This is a genomic window from Flavobacterium xizangense (assembly GCF_054075145.1).
On record NZ_JBSIPG010000151.1, the window covers coordinates 1 to 263 of the forward strand.

1 pseudogene is annotated in these 263 nt (G+C 36.1%); it reads left to right on the forward strand.

The features are described 5' to 3' along the window. Positions 1 to 263, forward strand: a pseudogene (locus tag ACWA1B_RS22890) (endonuclease/exonuclease/phosphatase family protein); the annotation flags it as partial.

Sequence of the window (263 nt, forward strand, 5' to 3'; positions counted from 1 at the left end):
TCTGGCTATCAGAAACTCCAAATGTAGTTTCAAGAGGTTGGGATGCGGCCTGCAACAGAGTTTGTACTTATGGACTTTTTAAAGATTTAAAAACTAAAAAAACATTCTGGGTTTTCAATTTGCATTTGGATCACATGGGTGAAGAAGCAAGAGTGAAAGGCGTACAGCTTGTTCTTTCAAAAATGAAAGAACTGAACACTAAAAATTATCCTGCTTTTTTAATGGGAGATTTTAATTCGGAACCAAGTACACCACAAATTGGC